Origin of the sequence: Botrimarina colliarenosi (assembly GCF_007859955.1) — a bacterium.
Lineage (GTDB): Bacteria > Planctomycetota > Planctomycetia > Pirellulales > Lacipirellulaceae > Botrimarina > Botrimarina colliarenosi.
In genome coordinates, this window is sequence record NZ_SJPR01000005.1 from 237727 (window position 1) to 256910 (window position 19184).

15 protein-coding genes and 1 tRNA gene are annotated in these 19184 nt (G+C 65.0%); 13 read left to right on the forward strand and 3 right to left on the reverse strand.

What is annotated here, in order from left to right:
• The first annotated feature begins 8 nt into the window (after window positions 1-8).
• Window positions 9-620, forward strand: coding sequence for a hypothetical protein (locus Pla108_RS17200; protein WP_146446200.1), 612 nt, complete (start codon window positions 9-11; stop codon window positions 618-620).
• Between the two features lie 251 nt (window positions 621-871).
• On the opposite strand, the gene Pla108_RS17205 is transcribed toward Pla108_RS17200, so the two are convergent.
• The gene (locus Pla108_RS17205; RefSeq protein ID WP_146446201.1) at window positions 872-2335 is read right to left on the reverse strand and encodes a C25 family cysteine peptidase; all 1464 of its coding nucleotides are present in this window, start codon (window positions 2333-2335) and stop codon (window positions 872-874) included.
• A 120-nt stretch (window positions 2336-2455) separates the two neighbouring features.
• On the opposite strand from Pla108_RS17205, the gene Pla108_RS17210 reads away from it, so the two are divergent.
• The 12 genes from Pla108_RS17210 (at window position 2456) to Pla108_RS17265 (ending at window position 16805) form a co-directional block, all read left to right on the forward strand.
• Window positions 2456-2527, forward strand: a tRNA-Gly gene (locus tag Pla108_RS17210).
• 111 nt (window positions 2528-2638) lie between these two features.
• On the forward strand, window positions 2639-3850 hold the full coding sequence (locus tag Pla108_RS17215; protein WP_146446202.1) for a tyrosine-type recombinase/integrase: 1212 nt from the start codon (window positions 2639-2641) through the stop codon (window positions 3848-3850).
• A 270-nt stretch (window positions 3851-4120) separates the two neighbouring features.
• Window positions 4121-5293, forward strand: coding sequence for a hypothetical protein (locus Pla108_RS17220; RefSeq protein WP_146446203.1), 1173 nt, complete (start codon window positions 4121-4123; stop codon window positions 5291-5293).
• An 81-nt stretch (window positions 5294-5374) separates the two neighbouring features.
• A complete protein-coding gene (locus tag Pla108_RS17225; protein WP_146446204.1) occupies window positions 5375-5608 on the forward strand; it encodes a DUF1580 domain-containing protein in 234 nt (77 codons plus the stop codon).
• 175 nt (window positions 5609-5783) lie between these two features.
• Window positions 5784-8057: an AAA family ATPase gene (locus Pla108_RS17230; RefSeq protein WP_146446205.1), complete on the forward strand. Its 2274-nt coding sequence runs from the start codon at window positions 5784-5786 to the stop codon at window positions 8055-8057.
• A 2-nt stretch (window positions 8058-8059) separates the two neighbouring features.
• On the forward strand, window positions 8060-8443 hold the full coding sequence (locus Pla108_RS17235) for a hypothetical protein (RefSeq protein ID WP_146446206.1): 384 nt from the start codon (window positions 8060-8062) through the stop codon (window positions 8441-8443).
• A gap of 108 nt (window positions 8444-8551) precedes the next feature.
• Window positions 8552-10285, forward strand: a complete 1734-nt coding sequence (locus tag Pla108_RS17240; protein WP_146446207.1) for a type I restriction-modification system subunit M — start codon at window positions 8552-8554, stop codon at window positions 10283-10285.
• A gap of 26 nt (window positions 10286-10311) precedes the next feature.
• A complete protein-coding gene (locus Pla108_RS17245) occupies window positions 10312-11580 on the forward strand; it encodes a restriction endonuclease subunit S (RefSeq protein WP_197526658.1) in 1269 nt (422 codons plus the stop codon).
• Window positions 11571-12071: a DUF4365 domain-containing protein gene (locus Pla108_RS17250; RefSeq protein WP_146446209.1), complete on the forward strand. Its 501-nt coding sequence runs from the start codon at window positions 11571-11573 to the stop codon at window positions 12069-12071. The genes Pla108_RS17245 and Pla108_RS17250 overlap by 10 nt, the downstream gene beginning before the upstream one ends.
• Window positions 12068-13201, forward strand: coding sequence for a hypothetical protein (locus tag Pla108_RS17255; RefSeq protein WP_146446210.1), 1134 nt, complete (start codon window positions 12068-12070; stop codon window positions 13199-13201). Before Pla108_RS17250 ends, Pla108_RS17255 begins: the two co-directional genes overlap by 4 nt.
• 73 nt (window positions 13202-13274) lie before the next feature.
• On the forward strand, window positions 13275-16340 hold the full coding sequence (locus Pla108_RS17260) for a type I restriction endonuclease subunit R (RefSeq protein WP_146446211.1): 3066 nt from the start codon (window positions 13275-13277) through the stop codon (window positions 16338-16340).
• Window positions 16341-16349: 9 nt separating this feature from the next.
• Entirely contained in the window at window positions 16350-16805 is a 456-nt protein-coding gene (locus Pla108_RS17265; protein ID WP_146446212.1) for a hypothetical protein, read from the forward strand.
• A 198-nt stretch (window positions 16806-17003) separates the two neighbouring features.
• Here the strand turns inward: Pla108_RS17265 and Pla108_RS17270 are convergent, their stop codons facing one another.
• Both Pla108_RS17270 and Pla108_RS17275 read right to left on the reverse strand, forming a co-directional pair.
• Window positions 17004-18140: a TIGR03032 family protein gene (locus tag Pla108_RS17270; protein ID WP_146446285.1), complete on the reverse strand. Its 1137-nt coding sequence runs from the start codon at window positions 18138-18140 to the stop codon at window positions 17004-17006.
• A partial coding sequence (locus Pla108_RS17275) for a choice-of-anchor Q domain-containing protein (RefSeq protein ID WP_197526659.1) occupies window positions 18140-19184 on the reverse strand: 1045 nt, incomplete at its 5' end. The genes Pla108_RS17275 and Pla108_RS17270, both read right to left, overlap by 1 nt.

Genomic DNA, 19184 nt, shown 5'->3' on the forward strand with positions numbered 1-19184 from the left:
TTTATTGAATGGCGATCACGACCCCTTCGAGCGAGGCAAAGCCCGCTCGGCTGGGCCCCGGACGTGCGATTAGCGCTGCGGCGATCAGCACTGCCGGGACAACTCAGCAACGCGCTCCCCGACAGACCGTCGGAACATGGGCCTGTCTCGTTCTTTCGGATGACTCGCAACGTCGCCGCTTGCTTGAGCAAGCCGCTACCGCCGCCGGCTGGGACCCGGTCCCGTGCGCCTCGGTGGGCGAAGCGATGCAGTCCCACAAGCGCTGGCGGACCCAGTTAGCGGCGGTCGATCTCGGCGCAATGAACGCCGTCAGCAAGTCGGCTTATCTACAGTTCTCAACGCGTCTGACGAGCCGCGACCGATTGCTCTTGGTGTGTGACGAGCCTGCTGGCACAGACGGGGAGTTGTTGGCGCGCCAGGCCGGCGCTTGGATGTATCTGCCGACCCCCGAGTTCGGAGCGCCGCTCATCTCGTTGTTTGTCGAGGCGAAGTTGGCGGCTGAGAAAGCCGCCGACGCCGCTTTTTTGAGCGATCGCGAACCGGCCGGGGCGGCGTCCCGATCCAGCCAGGGCTCTAGCGGCGCCAACCCCCCTTCTATGCAGGAAGGACGGCCGTTGTGAATGTAAACGAATCGGATCCCGTCGACGTCGCGGAAGAGACAACACGTCTCCGCCCGCCCCACCGCAAGTCGACCGGCCCTAGTCGCGATCGCAAGGTGAAGGCCCGTCGCGCGTCGGCCCGCAAGCAGGGGGGCGCAACGCCCAGCGGCATGCATCGTCGCGGATCGAAAGGCCGCGGCAAGTAATCGCATCCGGGCCGGAGTCGATCTCCGCTTGAACGCGACCCAATCAAGAGCGGGGCGGCGTCGCGGCTAGCGCGACACCGATCGGTCGCGCGAGGCTTCAGCCACCCGCACGGCGGTACGGGTCAAGGTGGTCACCGCCACGGCAAGGCCCTCACGTCCGACAACGCCCGTGCGGACGGTCCGCTTGCCGTGGCGCCATGCGTCGCTCGGCGCCAGTTGGACCTCGAACCGTTCTCCCGCCGCGACGCTCTTCTCGGCGTGGATCACCGGTCGGTCATCGCGTTGCGGCGTGTAAGGCCTCCGGCTCTCGACCCGCAGGACGCCGGCGAACGGCGCGACGCCGCGGAGGGCCACCGTCTCGTCGGCGGCGGCGCTATTAGGCGCGTCGCAAGTCATCGGCGTCGTCCGGTCGAGGGCTAACAACGGGTCGCCCAACAGCTGATAACCGTGCGTGTGGTCGCTGCGTTCGTCGGCCAGCGTCGCCGCCTCCGCGCCGAGTAGAGTCGCGACTCCGTCGAGGCCCTGCAGCGCCGCGGCGGTGGAGTCGCCATGGTTTTGCTCTCGGGCGGTCTGCATCAGCTCACCGAGCGATGCGGTTGGGCTTTCGCGCCAGGCTCGCAGCAGTTCGCCCCCGAAGCGGGCGTTCCCATAAGGCATCGTGACCCGTGTCGCGGCGACAACGGCCAGCGGACCGTTCGAATCGGCGAGCAACCGCTCGGCGACGCATCGGCCCGGCGCTTCGAAGTCGCCCGCGTAGCAGGCCAATAGCACCGCGATGTCGGCGCCGCCACAAGCGTCGGCCAGATGGTCGCCATCAATCCCCGGGAGCTGGTTGCGATGGCCGTGCCCCATCCAGACCCACAGCCCACCACGCTGGACCATCGGCGCTAGGTCCTTCTTTGAGGCGGCGTCGTGCGACGCGTCTCGGTAAGGGTCGTAGCGTTGCAGTGATAGCGTCGCCGCAGCGGGGGCCAGACCCGTCACCAGATTGGTTGCCGCTCCTTCGATCGCGGCGTCGATGACCGGTGAGAAGCCACCGACCCCGGCCGCCACCTGCAAGCGGACGTCGCCCCAAGTTGGCGCCGTCCGTTCGCGTCGCACGACACGAGCGAGATAGTCGCGCAACTCGTTCGCGTCGTTCAGAGGAATCCGTCCTACGGCGTCGGCGCCAGCGACCGTCCCCCACGGCACGTCGTCGGCGATGTCAATCTCGGGGCCGTACCGACCGACGACAAGTGCCCGCGACTTCGCCGGCGTGACACCAGAAACCAAACCATCACCAACGAGAATGAGAACCAGTCGTTCGTCAGGCCGCTGTCGGTCGGGGAGGTCTTTGAGGAGGCGTATCGACTCGCTGACGGTCGCTCCCGGCGCCATCATCCGAACTCGCCATCCCTGCGATTCCCGCAGCGCGACCCAATCGCCAAACGCCGGCTGCAGCGAATCGGGAGCGACAACGACGACGAATTCGCCCGCCGCCGAAGCGGCGAGCAGACCAATGGCAATCAGGGCTCTTCCAAGGCATTTCATGCGTGAGAGACTAGGAATTCTCGCCGCCCGTGTCGGCGCCAATCTCGCCCCCGCCGCCCCGCCCCGGCGGCGGCAAGCCGCTTGCCAATAGCGCCCCCGGCGAGCTACGCTAAGCGTCTCGCGGGCGTAGCTCAGTGGTAGAGCGCTAGCTTCCCAAGCTGGATGTCGTGAGTTCGATCCTCATCGCCCGCTTTTGATGGAAATGGTTACGGCGTCGGACCTTAGGCCGAACCCCGCGATGGTCGCGGGAGCTGCCAGCGGACCAAAACGGGAGTAGTCACTACTCCTGCAAGGTACCTCGGCATGCCCAGACGGCCCTCCAAGGCGGCTCGCCCGCCCCGTGTCCCCTCCTACTGCCTCCACCGCGCCAGTGGGCAGGCCTACGTCAAAGTCCGAGGCAAGGTGACCTACCTCGGCGTCTACGGAAGCGATGCCAGCCGGACCGCCTACGCTGCGGCCGTGGCCGACGTTCTGGTCGGACGCAGCGTCTCGCCCCCCAAGCCCGCGGCCGACAACCGTCCTCACGTCGTCACCGTCCGCGAGGTCTGCGACCGGTTCGTCGCCTATGCCCGCGGCTACTACGTCAAGAATGACAAGGTGACCGCCGAAGCCGGCATGGTGGCGACCGCCTGCGGCCACGCCGCGGCGCTCTTCGGCGACCAGCCGGCCGAGAAGTTTGGCCCCCTCGCCCTGAAGTCGGTCCGCGAGCGGATGATCGCCAAGGGGCTGGCGCGGTCCACCGTTAACCAGTCGATCAACCGCTTGCGCCGCGCCTTCCGTTGGGCCGCCGGCGAGGAGTTGATCCCCGCTAGCATCCCGACGGCGTTGGCGACCGTGCCGGGACTCCGCGCCGGACGCACCACGGCCCGCGAGACGGCCCCGATCCTGCCCGTTGCCGACGGCGTGGTCGACGCGACCGTCGCGGCGCTCCCCGAGGTGGTCGGCGATATGGTCCGCCTCCAGCGGTTGACCGGCATGCGGCCCGGCGAGGTCTGCGACTTGCGGCCGTGCGACGTAGACCGTACCGGCGACGTCTGGACCTACCGCCCCGCGTCGCACAAGACACAGCACCACGGCCGCGAGCGGGTCGTCTTCCTCGGCCCCAAGTCGCAGGCGATCCTCCTGCGCTACCTCGCTCGGGGCGCGTCGTCTCTTTGCTTCCGCCCCTGCGACAGTGAAGCGAAGCGCCGCGCCGAGGTCCACGCCGCGCGGCTGACGCCGTTGTCGTGCGGCAACCGTCCCGGGACCAACGTCCGCCAGTCGCCGGCGTTCCAGCCCGGCGACCGCTACAGCGTTTGCAGCTACCGGCAGGCAATCACCCGCGCCTGCGAGAAAGCGGGCGTCGGTCACTGGCGGCCGAACCAGCTACGACACACGGCCGCGACCGAGGTCCGGGCGCGGTTCGGATTGGAGGCGTCGCAGGTGGTCCTCGGCCACTCGACGGCGCGGACCAGCGAAATCTACGCGGAGAAGAATCTAGCCGCTGGCGCTGCTGTGGCTCTGGCGATCGGTTGAACTAACTTAATAAGCAAAGCCGGCCAGCGGGAGTAGCTACCCGCGTCGCGCCGCCGCGTCTCGCCAACCCATCCGGCGGACGTGGCGGTGCGGGCTGGTTGCTACGGATGGGAGCTGAGCGTGAGCGTTGACCGCATAATGTCCGACGTAGAGTTACTGAGGGCAGAGACAGAGCTGCATCACGCCAGCCGATATGGGTTCACAGAGAGGCTTCAATCGGACCAGCTCCATGACGTCGCACCGAAGTCAGGTGATCCACCCGCAAAGGAGTTGCCCGCAACTGATCCAAGACGGCTGCTAGATGCGGGCCAGAAAGTTGCGGAGTACTGCGCAGGGCGTGGTCTAGGTGAGGAGGCGGGCCGCATTTTAAGGCTGTCCCGCCACCTAGCGGCCGACTATAGCTTCACGAAAGCTCGAACCCTCGAAGACAATCGAAGCGAGTTTGAGGCTGCGCTCGCTCGTGCAGAGGCCGAACTGTTAGGTGAGGCCGCGAAGTCTGCGTCGTCTGAATCGTCACAAGCTGTTGCAAGCGGCCATCGCGCGGCTGGAAGTTTAGCCATCGACAATTGGTCCAAGCCAGATGAACTTGACAGAGCGCGAGACCTTGCTGAAAGAGGGCTAGAGCTTCTGTCTGAGGTTTCACGCTTCGCCGAGACTAAGATTGATCAACTTACATGCAATGGCTTCGGATCGTTCGACGACATAGTCGATTCCCCCGAGATTGATAGCTGGCTAGAGCGGGTAATCAATGCAATCAAATACGTGTCCGACGAAACGTCTCACCATGCATTCTCCGACGGGCAAATATCCTTCTGCCGATGCCTTCGAACAATTGAGCGCTCTTCGATCGTGCAACGTCTTCAGCCATTTAGAGACTGTGAAGCGGCTGAATACCTATACCCGACTGCCCACGCCGCGGCGACTAGGTGGGCGAGCGCTTTTCAGTATTGGGTAACGAAGCGAGATGAAGATGGCTTCATGTTGTGCTACGAGGATGCGAGCACTGTTGCCGAAGCCACATCGCACTTTCGATTACGGCCCGGCGAACAGCACAGGATTGGCGTGCTGATCGTCGAAGAATGGCGAGCGGCACACGAGTTCATCGACCGACAACCGCTCTCAGAATTCGAAGCCGCCACAGCCGAGCCGGACGACTCGGCAGGTACGTGGGCAGAACGCCTATCTGTCTTGGCTGACAGAGCAGTCGTCATGTTCGACGGAACGCCTTACCCAGTATCTCCCGACTCGGCAACCATCTTCGCCGCTATGCTGGACGCCTATCCGGATTATATTGCGGCTAGCAAGCTCACAAGCAAGCCCGATCGTCTGGCGAAGGGGTGGCCTGATCCATTGAAAGCGATCGTTGATCGCTCTCAGAAGGGCTATCGCCTTATCCATTTGTCCGAACGCCCCGACACTGTCGGTCCAGATGCTACGACCTAAGTCGTCCGGCTGTCGGACACTACCGAACGCGAAACACTGCTGTTGTAGGAAGCACTTCCCAACAGCCCCCAAGGTTTCGCGATGCTCACCGTATCTCCCGGCGACGTTCTGTTGCCCGTGCCGACCGCCGTCGAAAAGGCGATCGGCTACCGCCCCCACCCGACGACTTGCACCCGCTGGACCCGTCACGGCGTCCGCGGCGTGAAGCTTGAGACCGTTGTCGTCGGCGGCCGCCCGCGCACTACCGAGGCGGCTGTAATTGCGTTCGTCGAGGCGCAAACGGCAAACGCCGACGCTCCGCAGTCGGACATCTAAATGTCCATGCCCTCTCACGCCCCCCCTTCCCCCTAGCCCTCAAAGGGCTGGGTGATTGGGCGGAGCGGGTTGAGCATCCCGCGCCGGGTACCAACCGACGCGGGCGCTCTGTCTTAATTTCACTCGCTCGGCGTCGGGAGGACAGCCCCGCCGAGCCCATAGCAGGACGCAATTAATGCAGACGGATTATACCGCGGAAAGCCATTCGCGGCGACTCGCAAGCGGCTCGATCGTCGCTCCCCCCTGTGGCGCGGGGGGCGTCGCGATAGGCATTACCACAACGGGCAGCACGCTCAACCACGCCCGCGCCTACGCGGCCGCCGGGCTCTCCGTCGTGCCGATTAAGACCGACGGCAGCAAGAGCCCTCGTGGGAGTTGGAAAGTCGCGCAAGCGCGCCCCGCCACGCTGGCGGAGGTCGAGCGAGCGTTTACCGGCGAGTGCGGCGTAGGCATCGTTCACGGCGCGGCGAGTGGCAACAGCGAGGTCCTCGACATCGATACGGCCGACCTGCTCGAGCCGTTCGTCGAGACGCTCGACTATCTCGCCCCCGGGCTCGTCGCGCGGCTGTGCGTCGTGCGGACGCCGCGGCCCGGCTTCCACCTCTACTACCGGTGCGAGCGCGTGGGTGGAAACCAGAAGCTGGCGATGCGGCCGCCGGCCGGCGATGCGGCTGAGGCAATCTGTCTGATCGAAACGCGTGGTCAGGGAGGCCAAACGCTCGCGCCCGGCTGCCCGCCGAGTTGTCACCCGATGCGCGGGACCTACGAGCACCACAGCGGTCCGCCGCTGACCGAGCTACCGACAATCACGCTGGCGGAACGCGACGCTCTGCTGACGGCGGCGCGAAGTTTTGACGAGACGCCCATCGAGGAGCCCGTCGTTGCCTCTACCGAGGCCGCTGGCGGCTCGCTCGAAGGACTTAGCCCGGGGGACGACTACAACCAGCGGAACGATTGGGCGAGCGTGCTAGAGCCCCACGGGTGGATTCTGCTCCATCGTCAAGGAGACCGGCTGTTCTGGCGCCGTCCCGGCAAGGTCGGGGAGGGATGCAGTGCGACAACGGGCAACCTCAGCGCGGCCGGGAACGACTTGTTGTGCGTCTTCTCGACCAACGCCCACCCGTTCGCCGGACCGACGGCGGGACGGCCCTGTAGCTCGCACACCAAGTTCGACGCCTACGCTCGACTGCATCACGACGGCGATCACGCCGTTGCCGCTCGGGAGCTGCGTCGGATCGGCTATGGCGATCGGCCGGCCATGCGGTACGCCGACGCGGGGCTCGCGGATATGAACCCGTCCGCGCCGCCGCTGTCGGCGCCCCGGGCGGTCCGCCGGCCATCGATCGTCTGCATGAGCGACGTTGAACCACGGGAAGTGAACTGGTTGTGGCCTGGAAGGTTGGCGGCGGGGCGGCTTTCGCTGCTTGTCGGAATGCCGGGCTGCGGCAAATCGTTCTTGACTTGCGACCTTGCTGCTCGGATCACAACGGGTACGGCGTGGCCGGACGGACCACCGTGTCGGCAAGGTTCGGTTCTGTTCATTGCCTGCGAAGACGATCCGGCCGATACGATCCGGCCACGCCTCGACGCGCATCACGCCGATCCGGCGCGGGTCCATCTATTGAAAGGGGTCGAGCGTACCGAACGGGGTGAGACGACCGAGCTAGCCTTCTCGCTCGCCGATGTGGATGCACTCGAGGAGACGCTCAAGCGACTCAGCGACTGTCGGCTCGTGGTGATCGATCCGATCGGCTCGTTTCTTGGTGGCCGGACCGACGCCCACCGCGATAACGAGGTCCGCGCCGTGCTCGCCCCCATCGCTCGGCTGGCGGAGTTGTACGGCGTCGCGGTGCTGATCGTCGCCCACCGCCGCAAGAGCGCTGGCACGTTCGCGGACGACATGGCGCTCGGCAGCCGCGCGTTCACTGGTATCGCGCGAAGCGTCTGGCACTTGTCGCTCGACTCGGAGTCGAAAGGGCGGCGTCTGTTACTGCCCGGGAAGAACAACCTCGGCCCCGAAGCAGGAGGTCTCGCCTTCTCAATCGTCGGATCGCCGGCGCGGCTGACGTGGGAGCACGACCCGGTCGCCATGACCGCGGATGAGGCGCTCGCGAGAGAGACCGGCGGAGGCAGCGGGGAGACCTCAGCCCTCGACGAGGCGAGCCGCTGGCTCAAGGAAATACTCGCGAGCGGTCCCCGCGCCGGCAAAGAGCTGAAGGCGCTCGCCCGCGGCGACGGCATCTCGGAGCGGACGCTCGACCGCGCCAAGGTGGACCTACGCGTCGAGAACTCCCCGGACGGGTTCGGAGGGCCCTGGCTCTGGCGGCTCCCTCAGCAGTACGGCGCCAGTCTCTGCCAAGACTTTGCAGAGTCCGCCAAGGATCAAACCTTGGCGGACTCTGGCGAGACTGGGCCGGACTCTGAGCCCGACGGGTGGGAGGCTGCCTAGTCATGAAGCAGGCGCCGACCTACCCGCCCGCCACGCCCGAAGGGATGGCCCTCCTGACGCAACTGCTAGAAGCCCGCGGCGTCGAGCTGCGCGTCTCCGCTGGTGGTGAGCTGCTGTTCCGCGACGGTGACAACCGTCTGTCACCCGCCGACCGCGCCGCTGTCCACCACTACCGGCACGACCTCGCCGACTGGCTTGCTCGTCCTCCGGTCGCTGACGCTCCCGGCTCGCCTGCGGAGCCGGACCCCTCGGGGCCGCGCTGCGATCGCTGTGGCTCCGCCGAGTTCGTCGAGGTCCTGATCCACGACGGCGCCTCGGTCCGCCGCGACTGCGGCCTTTGCGGGCGGACGTGGGGGTTTCCGGTTTGGCACGGGGCTGCGGATTAGGGGCCGCCTACCCGTGCGGCATTCTGCGGGCTTTTGCTGCAAAGGGCGTCGCGGGCCGTTATCATCGGCCCGGCACGACGCCCCTCTCCTCGGACCGAGCGCGACTCGATGGCGAAGAAGAAGACCACCCGCAAGACTAAGTCCTCTACAGGGCCCGCCCTCGAAGCTCCACCAGCGGCGCCCACCGACCTCGATTACGCCGACAAGCTCTGGAAGGCGGCCGACACGCTCCGTGGGCAGGTCGATGCGGCCGAGTACAAGCACGTCGTGCTCGGGCTGTTGTTCCTGAAGTACATCAGCGACGCCTTCGCCGCGCGGCGGGACGAGCTGGCGGCCGAACTCACCGCCGACGGCATCCCCGAATCGCAGCACGCCGCGCTCCTCGAGAGCCGCGACGAGTACGCGGCCGAGAACGTCTTCTGGGTCCCCAAGGCGGCCCGCTGGGAAGAGCTGCAAGCGCAGGCGACGAGCCCCAAGATCGCCACGCTGATCGATGACGCCGTGCTCGCCGTCGAGGCCGACAACCCCTCGCTGAAGAACAAGCTGCCGCGCGACTACGCCCGCCGCGGCATCGAGCCGATCAAGCTCAAGTCGCTCGTGGACCTCGTCGCCGACATCGGCTTCAAGGGGGGCCGCGACAAGGCCCGCGACACCTTGGGGCGCGTCTACGAATACTTCCTCGGCAAGTTCGCCCAGGCCGAGGGCAAGCTCGGCGGTGAGTTCTACACGCCCCGCTGTGTGGTGCGCGTGCTCGTCGAGATGCTCGAGCCGTACGAGGGTCGCGTCTACGACCCGTGCTGTGGGTCGGGCGGCATGTTCGTCCAGTCCGAGCGGTTCGTCGAGGCCCACGGCGGCCGCCGCACCGACATCTCGATCTTCGGCCAAGAGTCGAACCCGACGACGTGGCGCCTCGCCCATATGAACGTCGCGCTGCGCGGCATCGAGGCGAATCTAGGCGAGAAGCCGGCCGACACGTTCCTCGCCAACCTGCACCCCGACCTGCGGTGCGACTACCTGCTCGCCAACCCGCCGTTCAACGTCAGCGACTGGTCGGGCCCGCTGCTCCGCGACGATGTCCGCTGGAAGTACGGCGCCCCGCCGACGGGCAACGCCAACTACGCGTGGATTCAGCACTTCATCCATCACCTCGCGGTCCCCAACGGTCGCGGCGGGGGCGTCGCGGGCTTTGTGATGGCGAACGGCTCGCTCTCGAGCAACTCGGGGGGCGAGGGGGACATCCGCCGCAGCATCGTCGAGGCCGACCTCGTCGATTGCATCGTCGCCCTCCCCGCGCAGCTCTTCTACACGACCGGCATCCCAGTCTGTCTCTGGTTCCTGACGCGCGACAAGACGGGCCGCAACCTTCGCAACGGCTGCCCGAATCGACCGAAGGGCCGCAAGGGCGAGACGCTCTTCATCGACGCCCGCAAGCTCGGCGCGATGCAGACGCGGACGCTGCGCGTGCTCTCCGGCGCGGAGGACGCCGAGCTGTTCGAGGGATCGCACGACCCCGGGCCCCATTCCGACATCGGCCGCATCGCGTACGTGTTCCGCCAGTGGCGCGGCGAGCCGGCGCCTTCTTGGTGGAACGCGAAGCAGCACGGCGAGTGGAAGTACGCCGACCGCCCCGGCTTCTGCAAAGCGGCGACGATCGACGACATCGCGAAGCACGGCCATGTCCTCACACCGGGCCGCTACGTCGGTGCCGAGGATGTCGAGGACGACGGCGAGCCGTTCGCGGAGAAGTATCCGCGGCTGGTGGCGGAGTTGGAGACGCACTTCGCGGAGGGGGAACGACTAACCGCAGAAATTCGATTCCGGCTCGGGCAGGTGACTCGATGAGAACGGAGTCCGATCATCAACCGATAATGCAGAATCTCTCGGCAATTATCGACTATAGAGGCAAGACGCCGCCGAAGTCGCCACTGGGCATCCCGACGCTTACCGCCGCGAATGTTAAAGGCGGACGCATCGATTTGTCATCCGTTTCGTATGTCTCGGAAGAAACATACGCACGTTGGACTACACGTGGGTTTCCAGAGCCGGGCGATGTCCTCATTACCACTGAGGCGCCGGTTGGCGAAGTTGCGTCCTTCCCAAGTGATCAAACCTACCTGATTACTCGTCGGTTGATGGCACTCAGAGGGAAGCCCGGCGTCTTAGACAATGAGTTCTTGAAGTACTCGCTACTTGCTCCGATCAATCGTGATCGGCTTTTGCAAGCAACTCGTGGTTCAACTGTTCCTCGGGTTTTAAAAACGGATATCACCGGACTACACATCTGGACGCCAACATTTGCGGAGCAACGCGCCATCGCCGGCGTGCTCGGCGCGCTCGACGACAAGATCGAGCAGAACCGGCGGACGGCGGAGGGATTGGAGAAGTTGGCGCGGGCGATCTTCCGGGCGTGGTTCGTGGACTTCGAGCCGGTCCACGCCAAGGCGGCCGGCGCCACGTTCTTCCCCGGCATGCCGCCCGCCGTCTTCGACTCGCTGCCGACACGGCTGATAGACTCGGAGCTGGGGCCCATCCCGGAGGGATGGGGGGTGGAGGAGTTGGGCGAAATTGCTGACGAGGTACGACGCGCGGCGCAGCCCTCTGAAGTTGATCCATCGACGCCGTACATCGGCCTCGAGCATATGCCGCGACGCAGGACGACGCTCGACGACTGGGAGCCGGTCTCAAAGGTCACGAGCAACAAGTCTCGCTTCAATGCCGGGCAGATACTCTTCGGCAAGCTACGTCCCTACTTCCACAAAGTAGGCGTGGCCCCGCTGGATGGGGTCTGCTCGACGGACATCGTCGTCGTCGATGCTCCCTCCGAACCGCTCCGCACTTATACTCTGGCAGTCGTTTCCAGCGACGAGTTCGTCGCCTATACCAACGCATGCTCGACCGGGACCAAGATGCCGCGCACGAAGTGGGGCGACATGCGGAAGTATCCCGTGACCCTCGCACCGGCTGAGGTGACGGATGCCTACCACGACATTGTCGCGCCTATGCTTAGCCAATCAATTGCCGGAGTCTTCGAGTCGCGAAAGCTCGCGGAGCTGCGGGACTACCTGCTGCCCAAACTGCTGAGCGGCGAGGTACGGGTGAAGGCCGCGGCGAACGAGGAGGCTTACGCATGCCACTGACACTCAACAAAAAGAAAGAGGAGTTCAGTAGGAGCTACGTCTCATCGGTAGCCGCCGCCGCGGGTTATTGGGTGCAACCTCGCGACGTTGATTACGACAGCGTCGATATCACAATCGGATGCCCCACCGGTGGCGGAGCTGTTGGGTTCCCAAAAATCGACGCTCAATTGAAGTGTACAGCGGGGCCAACTCCGACTGCCGACTTCGCCTTTCCACTTCCCGTTAAGAACTACAGGGACCTCAAACCGACGAATATCGCAATTTCTCGAATCCTAATCGTCCTAGTCGTTCCGGAGGAGATTAACGATTGGGCGATCTGTTCGGCGGCCAATCTTGAACTTCGCTACTCCGCATACTGGGTCAATCTGTACGGAGAACCCGATACCCCAAATACCTCGACGATTTCAGTCACTTTACCCTTGGCCAACCAGTTTACCTGCGCGGCGGTTGAGGCGATGATGGACAGGGTCCGGAATGCAGGTGCGCCATGATCGACGCTTTCCCTAACTTTGACGCTCAGACGGTTAAGCCGTTGGAGGCTGCGCAGTACCTGCGCGCGGCTGGATGGGCTGAAGCGGCCGCCCCGTCCGATCGACTTTGGATATGGCATCGCACTGTTGAAAACGAGAACTTCGAGGTGCTCCTGCCCCGCGATGCGAGATTCCGGGACTACCGATTGCGGCTCAAAGAACTCATTCAAACGTTATCGACCAGCGAACAACGGCCCGCCGAGCACGTCTTCGCTGACATCATCACGATTGGCGCCGACATCATTCGCATCCGTATAGCTGATCCAGACCTTGAAGACGGGTCGCTACCAATCGAAGAGCACGCTGCAATTGCCCAAAAGACGCGAGAGCTAGTGCTCGCCGCTGCCTGTGCCGCTACAGGACCCAAGGCAGTCTGGCACACAAGGCGTCCAGCGCAAGCGATGGACCACGTTCGCAAAGTGCGTATCGGGCAGAGCGAGAGAGGCAGCTACATCGTGAAGGTAATTAACCGCATTACTCCGCGTATCGGCACTGCTGACGATGGCATCGACGAGCCTTTCGATCGCAAGGTGACTAGCGTACTGGCGGATAGTCTGGAAGCTCTTCGCAGTGCGTCAGAGGATGCGGCGCTTAGGGACAACTTCGGCGCCTTCGATCGCGCCGTGCAATCGGGAGTCAGCGCTAATCTATGCGATGCAGTCGCCGGACTATGGGGAGGAGACGAGAATCAAAGGCGATTGGAGTTCAATTTCAGATGGTCTCCCACACGCCCTGTTGGTGACGATGAGGTCCGCGACATCTCACTCGGCTCCGATCACGTCGCCGTAATCAGAGAAGCCGGACGAGTCTTGCGCGAACGGACTCCGGAAGACGATTTCGAGATTCGTGGACTAGTAACTGATCTGCATAGGGGCCCTTTGGATGAAGAGGGTGTTGTTACTGTTGTTTGCGAAGTGGAAGGCAAACCTCGCCACGTAAAATTGAAGCTTTCTGGTGCCAGATACGACGATGCGCTAGCAGCCCATGGCAGTGAGCGTGTTCTGACAGCTTCGGGAACTCTGACGAAAGGTGGGCGGACATTCACCTTGGAGAATCCTCACAGCGTCGAGATTCTTGAAGAAGAGGACTAGCGAGTGCTGCTCGCGGCCTCTGCGGCCGAACTAGACTAGGGCGTCGGAAGCCCACCCCGCAAAGGCCGCCGCGTTGCACGAATCCGCCGTCGAAGACGCTACCGAGCTGCTCCTCGCCGGCCTTGGCTACACGGCCGCCCGGGGCGTCGATCTATCCGAGGCGGGCGACCGGACGCAGCCGACTGACTGGCTCCTGCGGCCGCGGCTGGTAGCGGCGATCGGGCGGCTCAACCCGCAGCTCTCCACCGACGATGTCGAGGGCGTCGCGCGGGTCGTCGCCGCGCCGCCGCACCCGACGCTCGTCGAGAACAACCGCTGGCTGCACGGGCTGCTGACGGGGGGCGTGGAGGTCGAGTACACCGACGCGAAGTCCGGCGAACGCCGCGGCGGGCGGGCGCAGCTCGTGGACTTCGAGAACCCGGCGGCGAACGACTGGCTCGTCGTGCGGCAACTGATCGTCGCGGGCCCTAACGGCAAGACGGTTCGCCCCGACCTGAGCGTCTTCCTTAACGGCCTGCCGATCGGGCTGGTGGAACTCAAGGACCCGACCGACACGGCGGCGACGCTTGACCGGGCGATCGACCAGCTCCGGCGTTACCAGACGACCACGTGCGACCTGTTCGCGGCTAACCTGCTGTGCGTCGTCTCCGACGGGCTACTGACGCGGGTCGGCTCGCTGACCGCGAGCGCCTCGCGTTACATGCCGTGGCGCTCCGAGGCGGGGGGCGAGCCGTCGCTCGACGCGATGTGCCGAGAGCTGCTCGCGCCCGACCGGCTGCTCGACTACCTGACGAGCTGCGTCACGTTCGAGGAGGACGAGCGCGGCGACATCGTCAAGAAGATCGCCGGCTATCACCAGTTCCGCGCCGTACGGAAGGCCCGCGAGCGCGTGCTCACCGCGCAGCGGACGCCCGGCGCGCCGGTGGACGACAACCCGCTAGGCCAAGCCGACGGCCGCGGCGGCGTCGTCTGGCATACACAGGGGTCGGGCAAGTCGCTCTCGATGCTGATGCTCGCCGGGGCGCTGGTGCGTCAGCCGGAGATGGCCAATCCGACCGTCGTCATCGTGACGGATCGCAACGACCTCGACGACCAGCTCTTCGGCACGTTCGCGATGGGCCGTGACTTGCTGCGGCAGACGCCCATTCAAGCCGAGAGCCGCGAGCACTTGGCGGAGCTGCTGGACCGTGCCAGCGGCGGCGTGATCTTTACGACGGTCCACAAGTTCACCGAACGAAAGGACTCGATCAGCGAGCGGCCCAATATCGTCGTCATGGCGGACGAGGCCCACCGCAGCCAGTACGGGTTCGTCGAGGGGGGCGCCCGCTGGATGCGCGACGCGCTGCCCAACGCGACGTTCGTCGGCTTCACCGGCACGCCCCTCGAACGCGACGACAAGAACACGATCCACGTCTTCGGCGAGTACGCCGACGTTTACGACATCCGCCAAGCGGTCGCCGACGGCGCCACCAAGCCACTCTATTACGAGTCGCGGCTGGTGAAGCTGAAGATCGACGACGCCGAAGCGGACGCGGCCGAGAAGCTGGTTGATGACCTCGCCGAGGCCGACGCCAGCGGTGAGGAACCGGCCGGGACCGTGCGGGTGCGGCTCGAGCAGTTGGTCGGCGCGCCCGACCGGATCAAGGACGTGGCGAAGTTCGTCGTAGAGCACTGGGAGGCCCGCCGCTCCGCGATGGAAGGCAAGGCGATGCTCGTGACGATGAGCCGTATGATCGCCGCGCGGCTCTACGAGGCGATCCGCGAGCTGCGGCCCGAGTGGCACGACGACGACGACAAGCTCGGCGCGATGAAGGTGATCGTCACCGGCATGGCCAGCGACGAGGCGCCCCTCGCGCAGCACGGCCGCACCAAGATGGCGCGGAAGGCCCTGGCGGCGCGGTTCAAGGACCCGGCCGACGATTTCCGGCTGGCGATCGTCTGCGATATGTGGCTTACGGGCTTCGACTGCCCGCCGGCGCACACGATGTACCTCGACAAGACGCTTGCCGGTCACAACCTGATGCAGGCGATCGCGCGGGTGAACCGGGTGTTCGGCGACAAGCCGGGCGGCCTGATCGTCGATATGCTCGGCCTCGTGGACCAGCTCGCCGACGCCCTCGAGACGTATACACAGGAAGGCGGCACTGGCGAGGCGGTCCAGGATGTCCAAGTCCGCGCCGTTCCGCAGATGAAGGACGCCTTCGAGACGCTGCAAAAGTTCTTGCACGGCAGCCGGTACGAGGAGGCCCTCGACTCGGGTTCGCCGTTCCTACCGATCGCCCTGCGTGTGATCGACCATATTCTCGGCGCCGAGGACGGCTGGAAACGCTACCAACGCGCCTTGAAGAAACTCTCGATGGCTTATGCGCTAGTCGTACCCCGCGAGGAGGCGGAGGCGATCGTCGATCACGTCCGGTTCTTCCAGCAAGTCGCGGCGATGATCCGTAAGCGGCTCGGCGACGACCGGGGGGGCGACCGCTCGAAGCAGCGCGACATCGACGCCGCGGTGCGGCAAGTGGTTGGCGGCGCGGTGGACGCCGACGAGGTGATCGACCTCTTCGCCGTGGCGGGGCTCGAAGACGCTCGGCTCGACATCCTCTCGGACGATTTCCTGAAGCGCATCTCGGCGCTGGAGCAAAAGAACCTCGCCCTCGAGACTCTCAAGAAACTCCTCGCCGACGAGATACGCACAACGGAGCGGACGAACCTCGTCCGCAGCCGGCAGTTCCGCGAGGCCCTCGAGGACGCGATCACCAAGTACACGAACCGGGCGATCGATACGGCGGAGATGATCGCCAAGCTGATCGACCTCGCCGTGACGATCCGCGAGGCGAAGGCCGAAGGGCAGGACCTCGGGCTGTCGGGTGAGGAGGTCGCCTTCTACGACGCGTTGGCCGAGAATGGCTCGGCCCGTGACGTGATGCAATCCGACGCCCTGCGGCTGATGGCGCGAGAGCTGACCGAGATGGTCAAGAAGATGCCCAAGCTCGACTGGACCGAACGGGAGGCAGTCCGGGCGACGCTCCGACGCAACGTGCGGCGACTGCTGGCCAAGTACGGCTATCCCCCCGACCTCTCCGAGGACGCGACGCAACTCGTGCTGCGGCAGGCTGAGCTATCAACGGACGGCAGCGCGTAGAATGGCGGCATGCCCACCAATGCCAATCCTCTAGCCGCCCTGAGCGTCAAGCAACGCCGCTTACTCGCCGCCTACCGCGAGACAGCGACGATCACCGGCGCCGCCCGGGCCTCGGGAGTCGATCACAAGTCGCACTACCGCTGGCGCCGAGACTGCCCGACCTACGCCGCCGCCTTCGACCAGACATGCCACGAGGCGGCCGACGAGCTGGAGGAGGAGGCCCGCCGCCGCGCCGTCGAGGGCGTCCGCACGGTCTGCTACGGTCGCGATGGGCGCCCGCTGATCGACCCTGAGACGGGCGAGCCCTACGTCTCGGTGCGTTACTCCGACCGGCTGCTGATCGTGCTCCTCAAGGCGAACCTCCCCGAGAAGTTCGGCAACCGCAACACGACGACGCACCGCGCCGACGTCGCCCCGGTGATGATCTACGAACTCCCCGACAACGGCCGGAGCGCAAGGCGCTGACGGCGGGATAGCTTTAGGCTGAAACTCGCGTCGGTCTGGTGCACCTCAGCGAGTTAGCCGGAGCCCTAACTGAGCGAGGGTGAGGCAACTTCGGCAATGAAGCAATCTGCAGAACTTGCTGAGGTCATGCTCGCGGAGGGCGATTTAGGTCTCGCCCATTCGCCCCTCCAGGACGGTTTGACAATCGTTCTGAAGCCGTCACGCTCGCAGGTCTTCGGGCACGTCAGCTAACGCAGCGTCGCCCAGGACGTAGCTTCTGCCGACCAGTTCGGCATCGTGGTTCACGAGGTCGGGGAACCGCACGCCCGGCAAGACTTCGACGGCGAAGATCTCTTGCACCCCTTCCTCGAAACGGCAGAATCCGAGCGTCTCGCCCGTCTCGATGTTGAGGACCCAGACGCCGCAGGCGCGTTCTTCGGCTTCTTTTAATCGCTCGACCAAGGGAATGCCGCTGAAGATGGCCGACTCGCGGACTTGCGAGAGGCCGATGAATGCGAGCGGTCCCAGGAAGCTGAGGCCGCGGGTGAAGCCGGGGAACTGGGCGATCGGTTCGTACTTCCCCGTGGCCAGATCAACCGTGCCGATCGTGCCTTCGCCACTCTCCAGGAGCCACAGCTTGCCGTTGTACCAACGGGGTGAGTGCGGCATCGACAGCCCGCGGGCGATGATCTCGTGCGAGTCGACATCGATCAGCAGTCCGCCGTCGCGTTTGTTCTCGCGCCAGCCTCCTGGCTCGTTGGTAGTTCCCAACGCCGTCATGTACTTCACTTTGCCGTCGCGGGTCGCTAAGCCGTTGAGGTGGCAGTTATCCCCCGGCGCCATCTGCTTGATGAACTTGGGCCGCCAGACCGGCTCGAAGCTGTTCTCTTCGCTTCGTTTGGCGAGACAGCTGAACGCCGTGTTCACGAAAACTAACTCGCGAGGCTGCTCTTGACCGCCAACGAACGCCATCTCGTGGATCTGGATGTCGCCCGTGCAGTGGCTGCGTCGGGGCAGGAAGCAGGCGTCGTGCTTGGCTTCGGTCGCAGGGTAGTCATCCGACTCGTCGAGCTTCTTGCAGACCGCTGGGACGTTGTGGAACTCCCAGATGTCGATGCTGCAACCGACGGCTAGCTTGCCGCCGTCGCGCGCCAGACCCATCGGCTTGTTGAGGTTGCGGAAGTGCGTGTTCAAGACACCCGCATCCTCGCGCAACACAACCAGCTTGCCCGCTTGGTACGTCGTAACGAGGATCGACGCGCCGAGCTGCTTGAGCAACGCCGGAAAACTAGTCGTGTGGACGCTGCGGAGCGGTTCACTAGCCGGGTCGCTTACGGGCTGCGAGGCGTCATCCATCATTCAAAGCCGCCGAACGCCAGGGTGAGGGGGGCGTTTTCCTCCGACTCGTCGTCCGCGGTAGCGAACGCCTCGTCGAGAATCGTTTCCGCCTCACTGTACGACCGCCCGCCGGCTAGCAACAACAGCAGGGCGTCGTCGCTGCTGGTGCTTGAGAGTGGCAAGGTTTCTTGGTCGGAGACCGTATCGCTTTCCTTGGGAAGTGCTTCGGCGAAGAAGTAAGCGGGTACGGTGTTATTGGATGCCGACTGGGTCGTGGCCTCAACGACTGCCGACGCAGCCGGTGCGGGCTCACTCACCAGAGCGGATGACGCCTGGGGGATCGTGTAAGTGTAGCCGTAGTGACTGACCCACACGTCCCAATCGCCACGGGTGACTTGGCCGTCGCCATCACCATCGGCCCCGGTGAGCGGGGCGGCTGCCGTGTCGAGCGTGTCGCGCCACACGGTGTAGTCGGCCGCGTTGACCGCTCCGTCGCGGTTGTAGTCGCCGGGGGCGGCGGTCACAGCGCCTTGCGCCTCGTAGGCCCCGATGTCGATTCGACCGACTGCTACCCGTTCATAGCCGGCGCCGCGTTGATCGTATTCGGCTCCGTTCACGACAATCGCCGGGTCGCCCGCGTTGAACGCTGGACTTCCCGGCAACAGCGCGTGGGTTTGGGTCGGCCCGCCGTTGTCGGCGAGCGGACCGAGCAGCGGGTCGATGTTCTGCAGGTTGCCTGCGCCGCTCGTGATGGCTTGCAGCTGAGTCGCCGTGAACCCACTCGTGGTGTCGCCAATCAGGCTATAGTTGGCCGAGAGTAGGTTATTTGAGTGGGGCCGTAGATCGGGCGCTGCGCCATCGGCTGCGTTACCAGCCACGATTGAATTCATCAAGGTAAAGTTGGCGCCAGAATAGCCATAACGCACATAGATCCCCCCTCCCATGCCTGCCGTTGAGTTGCCCGTGACCGTGCTGCTGGTTAGCGTCGCCTCGCCATGGTAGACGACTATCCCGCCGCCATGGCTATCGCTGCCCGCAGTGCTGTTGCCGCTGACCGTGCTG